Origin of the sequence: Leifsonia sp. AK011, from assembly GCF_013410945.1 — a bacterium.
In the GTDB taxonomy this organism is placed as follows: domain Bacteria; phylum Actinomycetota; class Actinomycetes; order Actinomycetales; family Microbacteriaceae; genus Rhodoglobus.
Genome location: NZ_JACCCH010000001.1, coordinates 902,372 through 920,859 on the forward strand (window position 1 = coordinate 902,372; position 18,488 = coordinate 920,859).

At 67.6% G+C, this 18,488-nt stretch carries 17 protein-coding genes and 1 riboswitch; of the genes, 10 read left to right on the forward strand and 7 right to left on the reverse strand.

Features of this window, described 5'->3' with window-relative positions; genetic code table 11:
• Positions 1-51: 51 nt before the first annotated feature.
• Entirely contained in the window at positions 52-1,299 is a 1,248-nt protein-coding gene (locus HDC94_RS04485) for an MFS transporter (protein ID WP_179495246.1), read from the forward strand.
• Positions 1,300-1,303: 4 nt separating this feature from the next.
• On the opposite strand, the gene HDC94_RS04490 is transcribed toward HDC94_RS04485, so the two are convergent.
• Positions 1,304-1,933 carry a LysE family transporter gene (locus HDC94_RS04490; protein ID WP_179495248.1) on the reverse strand — a complete coding sequence of 210 codons (630 nt, stop codon included), beginning with the start codon at positions 1,931-1,933 and terminating at the stop codon, positions 1,304-1,306.
• Between the two features lie 70 nt (positions 1,934-2,003).
• Between HDC94_RS04490 and HDC94_RS04495 the strand changes: the two genes are divergently transcribed.
• The 3 genes from HDC94_RS04495 (at position 2,004) to HDC94_RS04505 (ending at position 4,734) form a co-directional block, all read left to right on the forward strand.
• Positions 2,004-2,417 (forward strand): Lrp/AsnC family transcriptional regulator, encoded by a 414-nt coding sequence (locus tag HDC94_RS04495; RefSeq protein ID WP_179495250.1) that lies wholly within the window; start codon positions 2,004-2,006, stop codon positions 2,415-2,417.
• A 17-nt stretch (positions 2,418-2,434) separates the two neighbouring features.
• Positions 2,435-2,518: riboswitch (ZMP/ZTP riboswitch) on the forward strand.
• A gap of 36 nt (positions 2,519-2,554) precedes the next feature.
• Entirely contained in the window at positions 2,555-3,835 is a 1,281-nt protein-coding gene (glyA, locus tag HDC94_RS04500; protein WP_179495252.1) for a serine hydroxymethyltransferase, read from the forward strand.
• Positions 3,832-4,734 (forward strand): bifunctional methylenetetrahydrofolate dehydrogenase/methenyltetrahydrofolate cyclohydrolase, encoded by a 903-nt coding sequence (locus HDC94_RS04505; protein WP_179495254.1) that lies wholly within the window; start codon positions 3,832-3,834, stop codon positions 4,732-4,734. Before glyA ends, HDC94_RS04505 begins: the two co-directional genes overlap by 4 nt.
• A 100-nt stretch (positions 4,735-4,834) precedes the next feature.
• On the opposite strand, the gene HDC94_RS04510 is transcribed toward HDC94_RS04505, so the two are convergent.
• Positions 4,835-6,040: a GAF domain-containing protein gene (locus HDC94_RS04510; RefSeq protein ID WP_179495263.1), complete on the reverse strand. Its 1,206-nt coding sequence runs from the start codon at positions 6,038-6,040 to the stop codon at positions 4,835-4,837.
• A gap of 418 nt (positions 6,041-6,458) precedes the next feature.
• Here HDC94_RS04510 and HDC94_RS04515 point away from each other — a divergent pair, with 418 nt between their 5' ends.
• On the forward strand, positions 6,459-9,932 hold the full coding sequence (locus tag HDC94_RS04515) for a cell wall-binding repeat-containing protein (protein ID WP_179495265.1): 3,474 nt from the start codon (positions 6,459-6,461) through the stop codon (positions 9,930-9,932).
• Between the two features lie 114 nt (positions 9,933-10,046).
• On the forward strand, positions 10,047-10,685 hold the full coding sequence (locus HDC94_RS04520; protein WP_179495267.1) for a hypothetical protein: 639 nt from the start codon (positions 10,047-10,049) through the stop codon (positions 10,683-10,685).
• On the opposite strand, the gene galK is transcribed toward HDC94_RS04520, so the two are convergent.
• Both galK and HDC94_RS04530 read right to left on the reverse strand, forming a co-directional pair.
• On the reverse strand, positions 10,682-11,839 hold the full coding sequence (gene galK / locus HDC94_RS04525) for a galactokinase (RefSeq protein WP_179495269.1): 1,158 nt from the start codon (positions 11,837-11,839) through the stop codon (positions 10,682-10,684). The genes HDC94_RS04520 and galK overlap by 4 nt on opposite strands.
• On the reverse strand, positions 11,836-12,939 hold the full coding sequence (locus HDC94_RS04530; protein WP_179495271.1) for a galactose-1-phosphate uridylyltransferase: 1,104 nt from the start codon (positions 12,937-12,939) through the stop codon (positions 11,836-11,838). The genes galK and HDC94_RS04530 overlap by 4 nt, the downstream gene beginning before the upstream one ends.
• Before the next feature lie 57 nt (positions 12,940-12,996).
• On the opposite strand from HDC94_RS04530, the gene HDC94_RS04535 reads away from it, so the two are divergent.
• The 3 genes from HDC94_RS04535 (at position 12,997) to HDC94_RS04545 (ending at position 15,969) form a co-directional block, all read left to right on the forward strand.
• Complete coding sequence (locus HDC94_RS04535; RefSeq protein ID WP_179495273.1) at positions 12,997-13,758, forward strand: DeoR/GlpR family DNA-binding transcription regulator; 762 nt, start codon at positions 12,997-12,999, stop codon at positions 13,756-13,758.
• Positions 13,755-14,696, forward strand: a complete 942-nt coding sequence (locus HDC94_RS04540) for an aldose 1-epimerase family protein (RefSeq protein ID WP_308495625.1) — start codon at positions 13,755-13,757, stop codon at positions 14,694-14,696. The genes HDC94_RS04535 and HDC94_RS04540 overlap by 4 nt, the downstream gene beginning before the upstream one ends.
• 187 nt (positions 14,697-14,883) lie before the next feature.
• Positions 14,884-15,969, forward strand: a complete 1,086-nt coding sequence (locus HDC94_RS04545; RefSeq protein WP_179495275.1) for a VIT1/CCC1 transporter family protein — start codon at positions 14,884-14,886, stop codon at positions 15,967-15,969.
• Positions 15,970-16,073: 104 nt separating this feature from the next.
• On the opposite strand, the gene HDC94_RS04550 is transcribed toward HDC94_RS04545, so the two are convergent.
• Entirely contained in the window at positions 16,074-16,682 is a 609-nt protein-coding gene (locus tag HDC94_RS04550) for a hypothetical protein (protein ID WP_179495277.1), read from the reverse strand.
• Positions 16,683-16,817: 135 nt separating this feature from the next.
• Entirely contained in the window at positions 16,818-16,991 is a 174-nt protein-coding gene (locus HDC94_RS04555) for a hypothetical protein (RefSeq protein WP_179495279.1), read from the reverse strand.
• A gap of 117 nt (positions 16,992-17,108) precedes the next feature.
• On the opposite strand from HDC94_RS04555, the gene HDC94_RS04560 reads away from it, so the two are divergent.
• The gene (locus HDC94_RS04560; protein ID WP_179495281.1) at positions 17,109-17,702 is read left to right on the forward strand and encodes a hypothetical protein; all 594 of its coding nucleotides are present in this window, start codon (positions 17,109-17,111) and stop codon (positions 17,700-17,702) included.
• 401 nt (positions 17,703-18,103) lie between these two features.
• Here HDC94_RS04560 and HDC94_RS04565 read toward each other — a convergent pair whose 3' ends face one another.
• Positions 18,104-18,439 carry a metalloregulator ArsR/SmtB family transcription factor gene (locus tag HDC94_RS04565; protein ID WP_179495283.1) on the reverse strand — a complete coding sequence of 112 codons (336 nt, stop codon included), beginning with the start codon at positions 18,437-18,439 and terminating at the stop codon, positions 18,104-18,106.
• Between the last annotated feature and the right edge of the window lie 49 nt (positions 18,440-18,488).

The following is an 18,488-nucleotide window of genomic DNA, read 5'->3' on the forward strand; positions in this document are numbered from 1 at the left end:
ATCCCGCGGGCGGCGAACGCACCACACAGCACGAATCGGAGCAGCGCCTTCATGGCCGCGCCAGCATCAACTCACGCAACCAAGCAGACCTTCCCCTGGGTCGGTCTCATCACCCTGTCACTTCTCGTCTTCACGGCGGTCACGAGCGAGTTCCTCCCCACCGGCCTCCTGCCGGACATCGCCGAGGAGTTCGGTGTCAGCGATTCGCAGGTGGGGCTGCTCATCACGGTCTTCGCGGGCACCGTCGTGCTGACTGCCGCCCCGCTGGCGACCCTCACGCGCCGCTACTCGCGCAAGTGGCTCATCGTCGTCGTCGCGTTCGCGTTCATCCTCGCCAACGTGCTCGCGGCCATCGCGCCAACCTACGAGGTGCTCGTCGTCGCTCGCGTGCTCGGCGGCCTCGCCCACGGATTGTTCTGGGCGGTCGTCGGTGCCTATTCGGGCCACCTCGTGCCGCGCGCGCAGGTCGGTCGCGCCGTCGCGATCATCTCTGGTGGTGGAACGGCCGCCTTCGTGCTCGGTGTTCCCGTCGGCACGGCGATCGGTCACCTTGTCGGCTGGCGTCTCGCGTTCATGGTTATCGCGATCGTGACGCTGCTGCTCACGATCGTCGCGATGTGGTTGCTCCCCGCGGTGCAGCACATCACGCCTCCCGCCACCGGCGAGATCCACCTCCCGCTCCGCAAGGACAAGTCGATTCCCGGCATCGTGCTGCTCTGCCTCGTGATCCTGCTCGTGATGACCGGCCACAACATCTTCTACACGTACATCGCGCCGTTCCTCATCGGTCCGGTGGGGCTGGACGGCGGGGCCGTCGCCGGAGTCCTGTTCCTGTACGGCGGGGCCGGGGCCATCGGTGTGCTGCTCGCGGGGATCCTCGCGGACCGCTACCCGCGGCTCGCCCTCGCGTTGTCGATCTTCGGGGTGGCGCTCTCGGTGCTGGTCATCGGGCTGTTCCCGTCCAACCTCTTTGTCGTGTTCACCGCGATCGTGGCCTGGAGCATCGCGTTCGGCGGGGTGCCGGCGATGATCCAGACGCGGATGCTCCACACGGCGTCCGCACGCATGCGGGACGTGGCATCCGCCTACCAGACCACCGCGTTCAACATCGGAATCGGTGGTGGCGCCCTCCTCGGTGGCTTCGCCCTCAACGCCTGGGGCATCAGAGTGCTGCCGTTCCTCGACGTGATCATCGTGCTCGCGGGTCTCGTGCTGCTCGTGATCGGCGACCGCTGGCTGCACGCGCGTGCCAGGAGGGGATCGGTGCCGACGGGGCAGGTGCCGCTGCCCGCTCCCTGAGCAATCAGAGCAGCGCGGTCAGCACAAGCCCAACGCCGAGAGCCACGACAACGAGGTTGCCGACAAGGGACGTGACGCGCCCTGCCCGAGCTCCGATACGCCCGTGAAGGATGCCTCCCACAGCTACCAGGGCGGCCTGCCACACGAACGAGCCGATGCCCACTCCCGCGATGAAGAACGCGGAGGATGTCACGTCGCCCGCAATGCCGTCGAGTCCGGTCATGAGCGCGGCGAAGTAGACGAGTGTGGCCGGGTTGATGAGGGTGAGGCCGAAGAAGAGGGAGTAGCGCGCCCAACCGCTGCCGAGTGGCTTTGCGGCGGACCCCGCCTCGAGGTCGGGACTCCTCACGAGCCGCAGCAGTCCCCACGCGCCGATCGTCACCAGGGCGAGACTACCGATGACGGCGGGCCAGGGCGCGAGGCTCCGGACGATCGGTGCAGCCACGGCGCCGGCCAGGGCGGCAGCGAGGCAGTAGAGGACGTCGACCGACGCAACACCAGCGGCCGCGGGGAGGCCCCCGCGGAATCCGCGCCGCATGCCCTCCTGGAGCAGAAGAACGCCGATCGCGCCGAGGGGGAGGGCGATAGCCAGACCGGCGACGAGCCCGCTGGCGAGAGCGAGGCCACTGTTCATGGTGGGCAGTCTCTCGGATCCCGCATCCAGGTACCGACAATCCCGCAGTGACAACGGATAAAATCTATGCATGGACAAGAAAGACCGGGAGATCACCGCGATTCTTGCCGTCGATGGTCGCATTTCCTTCAGCGACCTCGGCCGCCAGGTGGGCCTGAGCACCAACGCCGCCGCCGCGCGCGTGCGCAAGCTCGAAGCGGCCGGGATCATCCTCGGATACCGTGCCGTGCTCGCTGCCCAGGAGGCGGACGAGGGAATCGAGGCCTACGTCGACGTGAGGCTTCAGCTCGATGACGACCGCGATCGATTCCTCGCATGGGTGGCCGGCCATCCGCTCGTGGGTGAGGCCGCCCACGTCACCGGCCCCTGGGACTACCACCTGCACGTTCGGGTGAAGGACACGGCCGCTCTCGACCGGTTCCTCAGGGCCCTCAAGCGTGACGGCGGAGCCGCACAGACGGAGACCCGCATAGCCCTGCGCTGACCGCGGGGCTGGTAGAGTCAGGGGGTCGCAACTGGCGTTGAGATGGGCAACCATCGGGGAGCGATCGCTTTCGAAGTGGGCCGTACGCCTGGGCCTGCGGATACCTTTGTATTAGTCGATCGCGTCTGGAGCCCCCAATGTCGTTTAACTCTCCCCTGTCAGAAGTCGATCCCGAGATCGCCGCCGTCCTCGAGCAGGAGCTCGGACGCCAGCGGTCGACTCTCGAGATGATCGCGTCCGAGAACTTCGTGCCGCGCGCCGTGCTCGAGGCCCAGGGTTCGGTTCTCACCAACAAGTACGCCGAGGGCTACCCGGGCCGCCGCTACTACGGTGGCTGCGAGTTCGTCGACGTCGCGGAGTCGCTCGCGATCTCGCGCGCGAAGAGCCTGTTCGGCGCCGCCTACGCGAATGTCCAGCCGCACTCCGGCGCCTCCGCCAACGCGGCAGTGCTCTCCGCGATCGCCACGCCGGGTGACCGCATCCTCGGACTTGCGCTCGACCAGGGTGGCCACCTCACCCACGGCATGAAGCTCAACTTCTCCGGCAAGCTCTACGAGGCCCACGCCTACGGCGTCGACCCCACCACGCACCTCATCGACATGGATGCAGTGCGCCAGGCAGCGCTCGAGGTGAAGCCGCACGTTCTCATCGCGGGCTGGTCCGCCTACCCGCGCCAGCTCGACTTCGCGGCGTTCCGTGCCATCGCGGACGAGGTCGGCGCGAAGCTCTGGGTGGACATGGCGCACTTCGCCGGGCTCGTGGCGGCAGGGTTGCATCCGTCGCCTGTCCCGTTCGCGGATGTCACGAGCTCCACCGTTCACAAGACGATCGGCGGCCCGCGCTCGGGCTTCATCCTCACGAACGACCTCGAGACGCAGAAGAAGCTCAACTCGAACGTGTTCCCCGGCCAACAGGGCGGACCGCTCATGCACGTGATCGCGGCGAAGGCGACGGCGTTCAAGCTTGCCGCAGAGCCCGAGTTCAAGGAGCGCCAGGAGCGCACCGTCCGTGGAGCGCAGATCCTCGCGGACCGTCTCACCTCCGCTGACGTGAAGGAGGCTGGCATCGACGTGCTCACCGGCGGCACCGACGTTCACCTGGTGCTCGTCGACCTCCGCAACGCGGCCATCCACGGCCAGGATGCCGAGGACATCCTGCACTCCGTCGGCATCACCGTGAACCGCAACGCGGTGCCGAACGACCCGCGGCCGCCCATGACGCCGTCGGGTGTGCGCATCGGGACGCCGGCGCTCGCGACGCGTGGATTCGGCGATGCCGAGTTCGCCGAGGTCGCCGACATCATCGCGACGGCCCTCAAGCCGACTCCGGATGTCGCGGCTCTCCGTGCGCGCGTCTCGACGCTCGCCGACTCGTTCCCGCTCTACGAGGGCCTCACGTCCCCGGGTTCCTGGGCGTGACGGCCGTCACGCTCGACGGGGTCGCCACCGCGGCCGCCGTCAAGGAGGAGCTGCGCGAGCGCATCGCTGCACTGAAGGCTCGTGGCATCCGCCCCGGACTCGGCACTCTGCTGGTGGGGGAGGACCCTGGGTCCCTCTCGTACGTTGCAGGCAAGCATCGCGACTGCGCCGAGGTGGGCATCGAGTCGATCCGTCTCGACCTGCCGGCCACGGCATCCCCACTCGAGATCGAGGCCGCCATCGCGAGCCTCAACGAGAACCCGGATGTCACGGGCTACATCATCCAGCTCCCGCTCCCGAAGGGCATCGACGAGAACGCGATGCTCGAGCTCATGGATCCGGACAAGGATGCCGACGGCCTCCACCCGACGAACCTCGGTCGCCTCGTGCTGGGCGTCGGTGGCCCTTCGAGAGCCTCAGGGACCGGGGATTCTTTTCCCCTGCCGTGCACGCCTGCCGGCATCGTCGAGATGCTGCAGCGCTACGAGGTTCCTATCTCGGGGCGCCACGTTGTCGTGGTCGGTCGCGGTCTCACGGTCGGTCGCCCCCTCGGGCTGCTGCTCACCCGCAAGGGCCTGGATGCTACGGTCACCCTCACGCACTCGCGCACCGCTGAGCTCGAGTCCTACGTGCGCCGGGCTGACATCCTCGTGGCGGCTGTCGGCGTGGCGGGTCTCATCCAGCCGGAGTGGGTCAAGCCGGGTGCCGCGGTGCTCGACGTCGGGATCACGCGAGTCGTCGACGAGCAGACCGGCAAGGCGCGGCTCGTCGGTGACGTGAGCCCTGCCGTCGGCGAGGTCGCTGGCTACCTGTCGCCCGTGCCGGGTGGCGTTGGCCCCATGACGCGTGCGATGCTGCTGAAGAACGTTGTTGACGCTGCGGAGAGGATTGGCTCGTGAGAATTCCCTGGGGACGGGTCTGGTTGAGCCTCGCGACGGTGCTCGCCGTGGCACTGGCCGTCGGTTTCGCGCTGCAGTACCTCGGCGTCTGGGTAACCGGCTAGGAACCGCTGAACAGCACCTCGCCCACCCGATGCGCGTAGGTGCGCACGATCGCCAGCTCGGTGGGTGTGATGTCGCGAGGCTCGGGATCGACGACCGCGAGCACCGCGACGGGATGCCCGTCCGGCGACTCGACCGGATGTCCCGCGTAGAAACGCAGGTGCGGAGGGCGCACCACCTCGAGACGATCGGCGAAGCGCGGCTCCTCCCGGAGATCGCGGACGACGAAGCCAGCCGGGTGTCGTATTGCCTCCCCACTGATGGAGTGGTCGCGGTCGAACTCCGGCACACTCGCCAGCGTGGAGGCGAGCCGGTAAACCACCTCGCGGTCTACGAGGTACACGGCAGTGCCGTAGACCCCCAGCACCTCGCGCAGCGCCGAGAGGAGCGCCATCACCCGCGGATCGTCGGCGTTGACGTGGGCGCGGATCTGAACGATCGCATCATGCCGAGCGTCGTCGTCGACGTGCCGACGCACTCGATCCGGCGCGGCATCGAGCATTCCGGCGAGGGTGGGAGCTATCGCCCTCGCCGCGGTGTCGTAAACCATCGTGAGGTCCGAGTCGAGCACACCACGGCGCCCGGCACCGGCGGGCGGCACGAACCGCGAGAGTAGGTATCCCACTCTCGGCCTGGTCGCGATGATCTCGCGGGTGGCGGCATTGAACGCGCGGGCACGCCGCATAGCGATCGAGGTCACGATCCGGCCGAGGGGAACGGGCGAGATCTCCTCCGCCCCCACAACGAGCACGCCGGGTCCAGCCTCCCTGCCCGCCGTGATGTGATCGAGCAGCGATGTGATCTGCTCGCGCCATCGTCGGACGGGCATGAGTTCAAACGATTCGCGTCCGCCGAGGGTGAGCACGATCGCGTCGCACCGCGAGATGACGGTCTGGGTGAGGCTCTCCTGCAGTGCGGGGATGTCCAAGCGCGGATAGGCGTGGACCTCGACATCCGTTCCTCGTCCTGTGATGGCGGATGTCGCGCGCGCGAGGTGACCCGCAAGACCGAGGTCGTGACTGATCACACCCCACCCCACCGCGCTCGAGCCCCCCGTGAGCAGGACGCGGTCCGGGTCGTGCCCCGCGCCGCGGGAGACCGCCCGGGGTGCCGGCCGCGGCGCGTTGTCCCATGCCGAGGCGGAGAAGCGCTCGAAGAGCGGATAGGAGAGTTTTCCTATCTGGTGCACGAACTCGCTCAGCATCGGTGGCTCCTCGGGTACGTCAGCGTGCCGTGATCCGATGCTAGACCTGACGTCCATTCAGCCGATGCTTTGTGCTTGATAACGACATAACCCTTTGACAGTGTCGTCACATGCCCGTAACACGGGTTCCGTAACGTGAAAGGCCTTGGAACGAAGCGCCTGGCGACAAGGCGCTCTCTGTCGTGTCCAGACAAAATTCTCTTCGCAATAATGTTGCGTATCTGTGACCAAACTTGCACGAATATTGCGTGCCAAGCCCCATATCTGCTCGAAAACACTTGCAGAATGGATGAATCGTGCATTCTGATCGAATTCACAGGCACAGGTCCCGGGCTGCGATCCAGCTCCGCCGGATGTCGCCGCCCTTACGAAACTCACATTTCCACCTGCTCCACCCGCACTAGAAACGGAGAAGCACGTGCACAGTCGCGTTCTCGCCGGGGTAGGAGGCGCCGTCCTCGTCGCTTCCCTCCTGGTCCCAGCCCTACCCGCCACGGCGGCCATCGAGCCGCCAGCGCTCCCGATTGTTCGTCCGACGTCCGAGCTGATCGACATGCCGACGTCCTACCCGGTCCAGCAGCCGCTTCCGCTGTTCCCCGATGACCCCACCGACGCGTCCATCAACCGCGGCGTCATTCCCTATGACGAGATTGCGCCGTTCATCAACAACCTCATGGACTTCAGCAACCGGGTCTCCGCGCAGGTCGTGGGCAAGTCCGGACTCGGTCGTGACATCTACCTCGTGACCGTGACCGGTCGCGAGACGCCCGAGGAGACCGCACAGCAGCTCGTCTGGCGCGACAAGGTCAAGTACGACCCGACCGCGGCTGCGGCAGACGCCGAGCTGCAGGCGGGCTACAAGGTCCCGATCTGGTTCAACGGCAACATCCACGGAAACGAGTGGGAGGGCACCGACGCCACGCTCAACTACATCCGTGAGCTCGCCACGAGCACCGCGCCAGAGGTCGAGGAGCTCGTCGAATCGTCGCGCCTCTACTTCACGGTGGTCAACAACCCCGACGGTCGCGCCCTCGGTCAGCGCGCGGTCGCAGCGGGCTACGACCCCAACCGCGACATGATCACGGGTGCCACGTCGGAGACGGCGATCATCCGCGACCTGTCGAGCATCATCCAGCCGACGTACTTCATCGACCTGCACGGCTACACCAACGTGCTCCAGGTTGAGCCCTGTGGTCCGCCGCACGGTGAGAACTACGAGTACGACCTGTTCCTCCCCCACGCCTACGCCGCGGCGCTCGCGGTCGAGGAGGCGGTCGTTGCCGCCAACATCCCGGGCAACACGTACCTGTCGTCGACGGGTGGCACCACCACGGAGAACACGGGCAAGATCAAGATCCCTTACCGTGACATCCGCCAGGGTTGGGACGACTGGCCCCCGATCTTCACCCCGCAGTACATCGCGTACCAGGGTGGAATCACCAACACTGTCGAGCTTCCGCTCGGACGCGCCAACCCTGCGACCAACCCGGTCAACAAGGAGCGTGCGGCCGTGAACATCCAGGTCGCCGATGTAGTGATCAAGTCGATCGTCGGCTACGTCACGGAGCACCGTGACGCACTGCTGACGAACCAGATGGAGATCTTCCGCCGCGGTCTGGCGGGCGAGCCCTCCGTCGTCATCCCCGCGGACATCTCGGCTGAGGACCTGCCAGAGGGCGTTCCCACCGAGTGGACCGAGATCTGGGACGAGACCGACGTGTACAACGCCGACTACCCGCGTTCCTACGTGATCCCGGTCGGCGGTGGCCAGCGTTCGGAGACGGACGCTGAGCGTCTCGTGCAGCAGCTCCTCGTGCACGACATCCAGGTGGACCGCGCGACCGTTCCGTTCACCGCGGGCGGCACCGAGTACCCTGCCGGTTCCTACCTGGTCGACATGCACCAGCCTCTGCGTGGTCTCGCGAACGTCCTGCTCGACGAGGGCTCGGACATCAGTGAGCGCGTCGGCGACATGTACGACATCTCCGCGTGGAGCCTCTCGCTCACGTGGGGTGCCGATGTCGTCTCGGTCGGGAGCACCACGGACCCCGCGCTCGGCATTCCGTCCGAGGATGTCACGTCGCTCGACCCGATCGGTGACCTCCCCGCCGCAGGCACCTACCTGGCCTTCGAGCCGCGTGGTGTCGCCGAGTGGCAGGCCGTCAACGAGCTGTTGGCCGAGGGCATCCCGCTCTCCCAGCTGCCCGATGGCACGATCCTCCTGGGACCGGACGAGGCGAGCTACGCTGCCGCGGCCGCAGTGGCCGACGTCTTCGGCGTCGACTTCATGGCCAACGACGGCAAGGCGCTCCGCGACGGCCCGAGCAAGGCTCTGGGAGCGCTGAAGGTTGCCTACACCGGCAGCAACGAGGACCGCGACATGCTCGCAAAGCTCGGCTTCACGGCGACGCAGGTCTCCGCAACCACGATCACCTCAGGTGCGGTGAACCTTGCCGACTACAACCTGCTGTGGATCGGTTCCTCGTTGAGCTTCAGCGGACAGCAGGCTGCTGGTACCGCTGCCGTCACCGAGTACATCGCCGCTGGCAAGCCCGTGGTGGGTCGCGGATCGTCGATCGCGAGCTTCGTCAACACCTTCGGCATCACGACGGTTGGTTCGTCGTCGGCATCCGGATCGTCGAACGGAATCGTCAACGTGACGACCAACGAGGACGGCGTCCTGGGCTCATGGCCGCAGGACACCGCATTCGTCTCGCCCGCCGTGCGGTACACGGGTCTCGGTGAGAACGCGGTCGTCGAGCAGACGTACCCGGCCGAGGACCTGTTCGTCTCCGGCTGGTGGCCGACGGCGACGCGTACGGCGTTCGAAGGTCAGCCCGCCGCGGTCTCCGCAGTGGGTCCGTCGGGCAGCAAGGCGTTCCTGTTCGGTACGTCCGTTGTCTACCGCAACCACCCGATCGGTGCCTTCAGCGACATCGCCCGCGCCATGTACTGGGCCTCGGTTCCTGCCGCGACGGGTGTTGTCGCACCCGGCCCGGACATCGAGAGGCTTGCAGGCGACAGCCGCTACACGACGGCCGTCGAGGTTTCGAAGGCGGCCTTCCCGGAGACCGCACCCGTGGTCTACATCGCAACCGGTGCGACCTATCCCGACGCACTGTCGGCAGGCCCTGCCGCGGCGTTCGAGGGTGGTCCGCTGCTCCTGGTGAAGCCGACCGAGGTCCCTGCTGCTGTTGCAGCCGAGATCGAGCGGCTCCAGCCTGAGCGCATCGTTGTCGTCGGTGGCACGCCGTCGGTCTCCTCGGCAGTCTTCGAGGAGCTCGAGGACATGACGGAGGACATCGACCGCATCGCTGGTGCGAACCGCTACGAGACGTCGCGCAAGATCGCGCAGGCAGCGTTCGGGGATGCCGAGCTGGCGTACATCGCCACCGGGCAGAAGTTCCCCGACGCGCTGTCGGCGGGTGCTGCGGCCGGCGTGAACGGCGCTCCCGTTGTTCTCGTCGACGGAACCGCTTCCGATCTGGATGCCGGAACCGTTGCCCTCCTCGATGGCCTCGGCGTCGAGTCGGTGAAGGTGCTCGGTGCGAAGGACTCCGTGTCATCCGGAATCTACGAGGACCTCGGGGCGATTGCATCGACCAAGCGGATCGCCGGTGCCAACCGGTACGAGACGTCGCAGAAGATCAACGCCGACGCGTTCGACGAGGCAACCAGGGTGTTCCTGTCCACGGGCACGAACTTCCCCGACGCCCTCGCGGGTTCTGCGGCAGCAGCGACCCTCGGCGCACCGCTCTACGTCATCCCGGCCACCTGTGTTCCGCAGGCCGTCCTGGACGATATCGCGGGCTTCGCGCCGTCGACCGTCACCCTCCTCGGTGGCACCCCGTCGCTGTCCGTCGAGGTGGAGAGCCTGACTCCCTGCCCGTAACGACAGCATGAACGACTAGACGGTGGCCGTGGGGCTCGCACCATCAGCGAACCCCACGGCCACCTCTGTCACAGCACCACTCGAGCCACCCGTTCCACAGATCCAGGAGTCACCATGACCACGCCAAGCGACGAGAATCCTTCGACCGAACTGGTCACGCGCGAGGCATCCGAGCTCGTCGCCACGCGCAAGTCCGAGCGCGAGGGCAAGAAGAAGCGGCGGATGCTCGGCTGGCTGATCGGTGGCGGTGCGGCGGTCGTCATCGCAGCCCTGGTCGTGAGCTCGATCACGCTGGGGTGGTTCGCCCCGCAGCCCACGTCGGACGCCGGCGGACCGATCGCACCCCCCAACTCGTCGCCCGCCGCGACCACGCCTGGCGCGACGGAGGGCGGCACCGATGCCGAGAACGGCGCTGGCGCTGGCGACACGACCGAGACCGAGCCCGATCGCCCGCCTGTCCCGGTGGTCGAGACGTTCGTCCTCACCCCCGAGGTTGCCGAGTGCGAGGACGATCGCACGGCGACCGTGCCGCTCTCCTTCTCGTGGACCACGTCCGGCGCAGACCGGGGCTGGATCGGCGAGGGAGTGAGCGATGCCTCACTGGAGCCGACGGCCGAGATCCCGACGTCCGCGGAGGGGTGGGGCGAGATCTCGTACGAGTGCCGCTACAGCGAGCGTGACTTCACCCTCACGTTTCAGGGCCCCGGGGGAACGACGAGCTACAGCGTCACGGTGCAGCGCGTCCTGATCTAGTCCCGGGCCGCACCATCCGACGGCACGACTGTGAACATGGTGGGCTGGCCGAAGCCGTGCTCGGCGAACGCACCGTCGATGGCCACCTGGATGCGCGAGATGCCCTCGGTGGGGACGAGGGCGATCGCAGCTCCGCCGAAGCCGCCGCCGGTCATCCGTGCTCCGATCGCTCCATTCAGCTGAGCGGTCTCCACGGCGAGGTCGAGCTCGGGAATGGAGATCTCGAAGTCATCGCGCATGGAGATGTGCGAGGCATCCAGCAGGTCGCCGATCGCGTGCGGGCCGGTCTCCCGGAGCGCGATGACCGTGTCGAGCACGCGCTGGTTCTCCGTGATGATGTGCCGCACGCGGCGGAACGTCTCGTCGTCGAGGATTTGCTGAGCCCGCGGTAGGTCGTCGACCGTGAGGTCGCGCAGGGATGGCACACCGAGCGTCCGTGCACCCAGTTCGCAGGATGCCCGGCGCGCTGCGTATCCGCCGGTGGCGTGCGAGTGCGACACCCCCGTGTCGATGATGAGCACCTGCAACCCGGCCTCCTCGAACCCGAGCGGGACGAGTGAGGACTCGAGCGACCGGCAGTCGAGGAACACGGCGTGGTCGCCGCGTCCGAGCAGCGAGGCCGACTGGTCCATGATTCCCGTGGGGACGCCGACGGCCTTGTTCTCGGCGAGCTGGCCGACCTTGGCGAGTGTTGCGCGGTCGAAGCCGAGCTGCCACACGTCGTTGAGCGCCACGGCGACCGCGCTCTCGATCGCGGCCGACGACGAGAGGCCGGCGCCCACGGGCACCGTCGACTCGATGAAGAGGTCCACGCCGGGCACGCCAGCAAGATCCGCGCCGTACTGCGCGAGGGCCCAGGCCACACCCAACGGGTAGGCGGGCCAGCCCTGCAGCCGCTCGGGCGAGAGGTCGGCGATCTCCACTTCGGCGACCTCGTCGGCGAAGGCGGACGCGACACGGAGGATGCCGTCATCCCTCAGTCCGAGCGCCACGATCGTGCGCCGGTTGATCGCGAACGGCAGCACGAAACCGAGGTTGTAGTCGGTGTGCTCGCCGATGAGGTTCACGCGCCCGGGCGCCGACCAGATGCCGGAGGGGGAGTACCCGTAGGTCTCCTCGAAGCCCTCGACCACGTCGTCCCTGATGTCGCTCATGCCTGCTGCCCGCTCACTCGTTCGATGCCGTCCCTGATGAATGCCGCCTGCGCCTCCGGGGGAACGTCGCCGATCCACGCACCCATCGCGGCCTCGGAGCCTGCGAGGTACTTGAGCCGGTCGGCGGCGCGACGCGGGCTCGTCACCTGCAGCATAAGACGGATGTCACCCCTCGCCACTCGCACGGGCGCCTGGTGCCACGCCGCGATGTACGGGGTGGGGGTGTCGTACAGGGCGTCAAGACCACGCAGCAGGCGCAGGTAGAGCGGTGCGAGCTCGTCGCGCTCGGCGACGGACGTGGCCGCGAAGTCGGGGACGTGGCGGTGGGGCAACATGTGCACCTCGAGGGGCCAGCGGGCCGCGAACGGCACGAACGCCGTCCAGTGCTCGCCGTGCAGCACGACGCGCTCGGAGTTCCGCTCGAAGTCGAGGATGCTCTCGAAGAGGTTCGGCCCGAAGTCGGCGATGGACTGCACGAGGCGTTGGGTGCGCGGCGTGACGTAGGGGTAGGAGTAGATCTGGCCGTGCGGGTGGTGGAGCGTGACGCCGATGGCCTCGCCGCGGTTCTCAAACGGGAAGACCTGCTCGACGCCGGGCAGCGCGCTCAGGAACTCGGTGCGGTCGGCCCACGCCTCGATGACCGTGCGCGCACGCACCTCGCTCAGCGAGCCGAACGAACCCTCACGCTCGGGGCTGAAGCACACGACCTCGCAGCGTCCGTGGGAGGGCGCGGTGCGGCCCAGGCCCAGCCCTTCGAGATCGAGGGGGCCGAGTTCTGGGCCGAAGGAGGGGGAGCGGTTCTCGAACACCGCGACGTCGTAGGTGCTCGGCACCTCAGAGGGGTTGGTCGGGGTCTGCGGCGCGAGGGGGTCGAGGTCTGCCGGGGGCAGGAAGACGCGGTTCTGCCGCGCGGCAGCGATGGAGATCCAGTCACCCGTCAGCGGGTCCTGGCGCATCGTGGCGGTCGCAGGCCGTGGATCGAGGGTGCGGGCATCCACGGTCCGCTCCGCCGGCAGGGTGCTGCCCGGGTCGTCGTAGTAGATGAGTTCGCGACCGTCGGCGAGGAGGGTGTGGGTCTTGGTGATTCCGCCCGTGAGCATCCCATTACGATATCGAAAGAACAACTTACGAATGCGGAGAGTTTCGAAAGGGCGAGCATGAGCGAGGCACGACGCAGGCAGCTGTCGCAGCTCGTCGCATCCCGGGGGTTTGTGCGGGTGACGGACGCGGCGGACGAGCTCGGAGTGAGCGAGGTCACCGTCCGCGGCGACCTGAGCGCACTCGAGAAGCGCGGGGGCATCGTGCGGGTTCACGGTGGGGCGATGCCGAGCACGGCCATCCGGGAGTCGAGCCTCGAGGCATCCCTCGACCGCGATGCGGCAGCCAAGCGTGCAATCGGGCGGGATGCCGCGGCCATGGTCAGCAGTGGCGAGAGTCTCTTCGTCGACGCCGGCAGCACGTGCATGGCGCTCGCCGAGGCTCTCGTGGAGCGCCGCGACCTCAGCGACCTCGTGGTCGTCACGAGCGGACTCACGATCGCGCTCGCGCTGGAGCAGGCGCTGCCGCGGTTCACCGTGATCGTCACGGGCGGCACACTCCGGCCGCTCCAGCACTCCCTCGTGAACCCCTTCGCGGCCCCGATGATCGGGTCGCTGCGGCTCGACACCGCGTTCATCGGATGCAACGGCATCCACCCGACCGATGGCGTGACCAACCTCAACCTCCCCGACGCCGAGATCAAGCGCCTCGTGATGGGCGTCTCCCGCCGGAACGTGCTGCTCGCGGATGCCACCAAGCTCGGCCGCACCGACCTTGCCGTGATCGCGCCCGTCGCCGACTTCGACACCCTCGTGACCGCGGGCGAGGCCGACACGGCCGTGATCGACGCCCTCCCGCTCGACGTTAGGCTTGCCGCGTGACCGAGAACTCTCCCCGCATCCTGCCGACCGGCGACCAGTACGAACTCACTCACGGTGGCTTCCGCGCCGTCATCACGCAGGTGGCTGCTGCCCTCCGCGAGCTCTCCTTCGAGGGCACCGCGCTCACGCCCGGCTACCCCGCGGAGGCGACCCCGCCCTGGGGCGCCGGGATCGTGCTCGCGCCCTGGCCGAACCGCGTCGAGGACGGCGTGTGGACCCACGACGGTGTGACGCAGCAGCTCGACATCACCGAGGTTGCGCGCAACAACGCGATCCACGGCCTGCTGCGGTACTCGCCGTACCGTCTCGTGGAGCGGGACGCGTCATCCGTCACGCTGGCCGCCACGATCTTCCCGCAGCACGGGTACCGCTTCACGGTCGAGACGACGGTCACGTACGCGCTCGGCGACGACGGGCTGAGTGTCACGCACACGGCCACCAACCACGCGGATGCCGCAGCCCCCTTCGCTCTCGGAACGCACCCGTTCTTCTGCATCGGCGGCGTGCCCACGGAGGAGCTCGAACTCACCCTGCACGCCTCCACCCGCTTCGACGTGGATGCTCGCCTCAACCCGCTCGCGGAGGTGCCCGTCGACGGCGACTTCGATTTGCGCTCCGGCCGCCTCGTGGGCGAGCTCCACCTGGACACAGCCTTCGGTGGTGTCACCACGGTGGACGGCGCCGTGGCCGTGCTCCGCGCCCCCGACGGCCGCGAGCTGCGCGTGCTGCAGGACGAGAACCATGGCTACGTTCAGGTCTTCACGACGCGCGAGTTCCCCTCGCCCGACGGGCCGCCCGAGAACAAGGACTTCCGTCTCGCGGTCGCCATCGAGCCGATGACAGCGCCGCCGAACGCGTTCAACTCCGGCCTCGGCCTCCGCTGGATCGAGCCGGGCGAGACGTGGACCGCGGGCTGGGGAGTCCAGTACTCTAGCTAGATCGAAGGGGAGTAGTTCCCGCGCGAGGTGACTCGGGCGGAGGAGCCATCGACATACTGGCGGGTCACGTGGACCTGCCCGGTGCTCCACCGGCACAGCCGGCGAACGAGACCTTCGGCCAGAAGACTGTCTGGCCGAAGTCGTCGACCCCCGATCTTCGTGCCGGATCCCTGAGATGGAGATCCCCATGACCACACCCCTTCCCGAGCGCGCTCGCACCAAAGCCGACATCCGGCGGTGGCGCCGTTACCTTGCGGCAGAGCGGGCCGAGGCATCCGTCTACCGCGACCTGGCGTCGCGTCGCGAGGGCCAGGAGCGCGAGATCCTGCTCGCGCTCGCCGAGGCGGAGGGTCGCCACGAGCAGCACTGGGTCGACCTGCTCGGAGCTGACGTCGGCACGCCGCTGCGGCCCGACCTGCGCACGCGGGCGCTCGGATGGCTCGCCAGGAGCTTCGGCTCCGTGTTCGTCTTGGCGCTCGCCCAGCGCGCCGAGGCCCGCTCGCCCTACGAGACCGATGTGGACGCGACGGAGGCCATGGCCGCCGACGAGCGCATTCACGGGGAGGTCGTTCGTGGGCTTGCGATTCGTGGGCGGTTGCGCATCTCCGGCACCTTCCGGGCCGCCGTGTTCGGCGCGAACGACGGTCTCGTCTCCAACCTCGCGCTCGTGCTGGGCATCGGTGCGACGGGTGTGCCGCCAGCAACGATCCTCTTCACGGGAATCGCGGGCTTGCTGGCTGGCGCGCTCTCGATGGGAGCAGGCGAGTACGTGTCGGTGCGCTCGCAGATCGAACTGATCGACGCCGCGCGCCCCGACCCGTCGGCGCGTGCGGTGCTGCCGGACCTCGACGTCGACGCCAACGAGCTCGCCCTCGTCTATCGCGCCCGCGGAATGTCGGAGTCGGATGCTGCGGCGCACGCCGCGGAAGTGCTCGACACACTCCACCTCGAGGCTGACCCCGTCGCCGTCGACACGGATCAGGATGTCGACACCATCGGGACCGCGTGGGGTGCGGCGATCTCCAGCTTCTGCTTCTTCGCCTCCGGCGCGCTCATCCCGGTGCTTCCGTACATCTTCGGCGCGACGGGGCTGACCGCCGTCGTGGTGGCGTCCGTGCTGGTCGGCCTCGCGCTGCTGCTCACGGGAACCGTCGTGGGACTGCTGAGCGGGGCATCCCCCCTCAAGCGCGCGCTGCGCCAACTCGCGATCGGCTTCGGCGCCGCCGCCGCCACGTACCTGCTGGGCATCGCCTTCGGCGCGACCTTGGGGTAGCGGCCCCTAGTTGCGCGCTGGTGCTAGTTGCGCCCCCATGGCGCCGAGTGTTCCGATATGGCTGTCATTCTGCGCGTTTTAGCAGCCATATCGGAACACTCGCGCTAGGTGATGGCCGTGATCCTGTAGCCCGCGAACGCGCCCTCGCGCGGGAGCGTGTCACGGATGATGTCGCGCAGTGCCTCCGAGTCGTCGCCGTAGATCACGAGGTCCGCTTCGTCGCGCAGGATCTGCCACGACCAGACCCTCCCGTGTGCGCGGAGGGCGGGCTTCAGTAGCTCCATGGCGCGGTCGAGTTCCTCGTTGTGCTGGAGGGCACGGGCATCCTCGAAGTCCACCCTGCTGATGCGCGGGAAGGTGACGGCGAGGCCCTCGGACTGCCCGACCTTGATGGTGCGCTTCGGCGGAGTGACGAGGATCGAGCCGCGTGGCACGCCGAACTCGACCAGTGCGGATGCCAGTTCGGTGAGCGCCAGCTCGAGTGAGGACTTGAGCAGCATCAACTCGATGCCGCAGCTGGTGATGCGTCCGTCTTTGTCCACAGCCGAGCCGCCGCCGACGACCGTCAAGCTCGGGATGCTCGCGCCCAGCTTCTCGACGATGGCGTCCTCGAGGTCCCCGCGGTGGATGGGCTGAAGTCGCGCGTTCAACTGCACGATGATGGTCGCCTTCTTGGCGAAGAACGCCTTCGCGGCGTCGGTGAGCGCACTCATGGTGACTCATTCTCCCGCAGCGCGATGGTGCTGGTTGCGCGAGGCGTTGGTGCTGCCTGCGCGGGGTGCTTTCGCTGACTGTTCCGATATGGCTGTTATTTGGCGGGGTTTAGCAGCCAAATCGGAACACTCGCGTCAGAAGTCGGTGTGCGACTCCCGCTCGATGTCGAGCTCGGTCTCCTCGTCGGCCCAGGCCTCGAGCGCGAGGTCGAGCTGGCGGCGCAGCCACTCGGCGGTGAGGGGCCCGGATGCTTCGCGGGAGAGTAGCTGCTGCATCCGCTCGTCTGCGGTGCCGGTGAGATCGTCCATGGTGTTCTCCTTTGGGTGCCAGCTTTCAGTATCGTGCCGCCTGCGCTCGTGGCATGAGATTGACCGCCCGTTCCGCGCCGACAATACTTGAGGAAAAGTCGCAGGAGGGGAGTGCGTGTGGGACGAGCACTAAACGCTCTGGCGATCGCGTTGATTCTGGCGGGGCTCACGGCGTGCACCGGCACCCCCATCGTTGACTCAACGAGTTCAGCGGAGTTCACGCCCACAACCACCCCCACTCCGTCCCCGACCTCCCCAATGCGGGGCAATTCCATTGATAACGGCAAGTGCGATGGCCCTGACTGGAGCGAGTGCGTCATCACCTCGCCCGAGGACTGTCACCCGTGGGAGTTTGCGGCGCCCGACGACCCGGAGGCAGTGTCTGGTTGGAAGCAGCAGATCGCGGTTGATGGTGGTGCCCGCGAATTCGCGATGGGTGAGCCGATCCTCGACCAAGGGGGAGTGCCCGTTGCCTACATCGTGGCGGAAGGAGACGTTGCGCATGTCGTCTCGGAGCGCTTCTGCGTGAACCTCGGCTACCTGAACAACATCAACGGCGTGCGACGCCACGGCGCAATGATGCTGTTCGTCGGGGACACTCTCAACCTCGATGCTCACACGATCCTGACCGTTGGTGACGAGAACGGAGTGGTCTACGACAACTCGCCGCCGAGTCCCATTCCGCCGCAACGGGAGGGTTTGAGTGGGTGACGGTGCACTGGCTGGTCGTACTCAGTGCCTAGCAGGGGGCCAGGCACTGGTCGGCGAGTGTCCTGATCGCCAACCATGCGAGAAGGTATCCAGCCGAAACCACAAAGCCGCTCACGCCTAGGCCGAGCGCCCACGGTGAGAGGTTTCTTACCCCGCGGCCATCTCTGCTGCGCCAGAGTCCTACCGAGCCGAGCGCGATGGCAGCGGATGCGGGCACCCAGAACATCTGAATTCCGACGACCGGTACCAGGGAGATCAACGCAGCAAGCGTGCCGAAAAGAACCCCAACTGCGCCAAACCAATCTGCACGGTCATACGACCCGGGCTTGGCGGACTCCACCCGGTCAATGTAGCCGCCCACTTGCTTGTTGTGGTGATGCGCGCGGCTCGAGGTGAGTGAGTTACGCGGTCGCGGGCTCAGACTTCGCCGCACTGCCGCGCTTGCGCACCTCGCGGAGCACGATCTGCTCCGGGCACACGGTCGACAGGAAGTCGCCCACGGAGAGCGCGAGGCGATCGCCGACGAGCGAGTAGAGGATGCGGTTGGCATCGCGACGCTCGGTGACGAGGCCGGCCTGGCGGAGCACGGCGAGGTGTCGCGAGATGGTCGGGCCCGAGGTGTTGAAGCGGGCCGCGATCTCGCCGGCCGCCATCTCCCCGCCCTTGAGGTCCTGGAGGATCTGTCGGCGGGTGGGATGCGCGAGGGCTGAGAAGACGTCGCTCGCGGTATCTGTCATGTTTGCACTTTAGCACCATTGCTATATACAGTGTCGCTAGGTAGCAATT